Here is a 1795-nt window from a genome sequence, read left to right as displayed (position 1 = left end):
GGGCGAGTGCGCCGCGCGCGGCGCCAGCGGACGCGTCCGCCGGTGCCTGCGCGCGCGCTTCGCCGTGGTCGAGCAGTGCCGTCTCGGCCACCAGCCCCTGCGGCAGGCCCGGCCCGGCGCCGGCGCCGGCGCCGCCCTGCGGCCCTTGCGCGGACAGGATGGCGTCCGCCGCCTGCGCGTCCGGCTCCCCCGTGCCCGCCTGCGCAGCGGCAGCAGGCGCGAGCAGGCCCTGCCACGCGGCCAGCGCGGACGCGTCCACGGCCCCCTGCGCGGTAGCGGCGGGCGCGGTATCGACGGGCGTGGTGCCCGCAGGGTCCGCCGCGGCATGGTCCGCGTCCAGCGGCGCGTCGCCGTCCCGGGGCACGGCAAGCAGCGCGGTGAACAGCGCCCCAAAGCCGCCCGCGGCATCGGCGCCGTCGGCATCCTGCGCCGCGAACAGTCTGCGCGCGGCCTGCACCGGGTGGGCCGCAGAGGAAATTCCTGCCGTCTCCATCGTCAATCCTCCCGCCCTGGCAAGCCCTGGTCCGCGCTGCGGTACGCGCGCGCCGCGTGCTCGTCGGCTTGTTGCTGCTCGCGCCGCTGTTGCTGCGCTTGCAGCGCGTGGCGCCGCCGGTCGAGCACTTGGCGCAGGCCGGACAGACGCAGCTGCGCTTCGAGCAGCGCCTGCCGGGCAGCGTCTACCCGGTACGCATGCTCGCCGACGACGCCGCGCTGAATGCCCGCCGCGTACTCCAGGCGTTCCATGAAGCAGTCCTGGTGGTAGAGCAACTCGGGGCGCAGCGTCGCGCCGGTGCGCATGCCCCAGCGGGACGTGGTGTCGCGCGCGTAGTCCTGCAACTGCCCGAGCTGCACGCGCGCGGCCTGCTGCGCCACGAGCGTGGCCTGCAGCACACTGCACGCGGCGTCGCGCCTGCGGGTTGCGGATTCGATCACGAGCGGGAGGGCACCGAGCTGGGACATGGTGGATGGACCTCTATGGGGTTCGGGGCTCGAGCACTGCGGCCAGGTCCGCAACGCTTTGCTCCATGGGCGCGGCCTCGAACATGTCCTGCTGCACAAAGGCGGCCATCTGCGGTTGCAGCCGCAGGGCCTCGTCCAGGGCGGGGTCGGACCCGCTCGCGTACGCGCCCAGCTGCACCAGGTCGTGGCCCTTCTGGTAGCACGCGTGCAGCGCACGAAAGCGCCGCGCCAGATCGAGCTGCGCGCGCGGGACCACGTTGTGCATCACGCGCGAGGCCGAGCGTTCGATGTCGATGGCCGGGAAATGCCCGCTCTCCGCGAGCGCGCGCGAGAGCACGATGTGGCCGTCGAGAATGGCGCGCGCCGCGTCGGCGATGGGGTCCTGCGCGTCGTCGCCCTCCACCAGCACGGTGTAGAACGCCGTGACCGACCCCACCCCGTGCAGACCGTTGCCGCTGCGCTCGACCAGTTCGGGCAGCTTGGCAAAGCACGATGGCGGGTAGCCCTTGGTCGCCGGCGGCTCGCCAATGGCGAGCGCGATTTCCCGCTGCGCCATGGCGTAGCGGGTGAGCGAGTCCATGAGCAGCAGCACGTGCCGGCCCTGGTCCCGAAAATGCCCGGCCAGCGCCGTGGCGTACATCGCGCCCTGCAGGCGCAAAAGCGGCGGCGCGTCGGCGGGCGCCACCACGACCACGGAGCGCGCGCGGCCCGCCGCACCCAGCGTGTCTTCGACGAATTCCTTGACCTCGCGGCCGCGCTCGCCAATCAGTCCGAGAACGATCACGTCGGCGCACGTGCCGCGGGCCATCATGCCGAGCAGCACGCTCTTGCCCGC

At 73.6% G+C, this 1795-nt stretch carries 2 protein-coding genes and 1 pseudogene; all 3 read right to left on the bottom strand.

Features of this window, described 5'->3' with window-relative positions:
• A pseudogene (locus VTU_RS32275) lies at positions 1-493 on the bottom strand (hypothetical protein); the annotation flags it as partial.
• A 2-nt stretch (positions 494-495) separates the two neighbouring features.
• Positions 496-960, bottom strand: coding sequence for a flagellar export protein FliJ (gene fliJ / locus VTU_RS0117925; protein WP_010106757.1), 465 nt, complete (start codon positions 958-960; stop codon positions 496-498).
• A gap of 13 nt (positions 961-973) precedes the next feature.
• On the bottom strand, positions 974-1795 hold an 822-nt coding region (locus VTU_RS0117920; protein WP_010106751.1), incomplete at its 5' end, for a FliI/YscN family ATPase.

The organism is Verminephrobacter aporrectodeae subsp. tuberculatae At4 (genome assembly GCF_000193225.1).
GTDB classification, from domain to species: Bacteria; Pseudomonadota; Gammaproteobacteria; order Burkholderiales; family Burkholderiaceae_C; genus Acidovorax; species Acidovorax aporrectodeae.
This window is presented reverse-complemented; position numbering and strand designations above follow the sequence as displayed.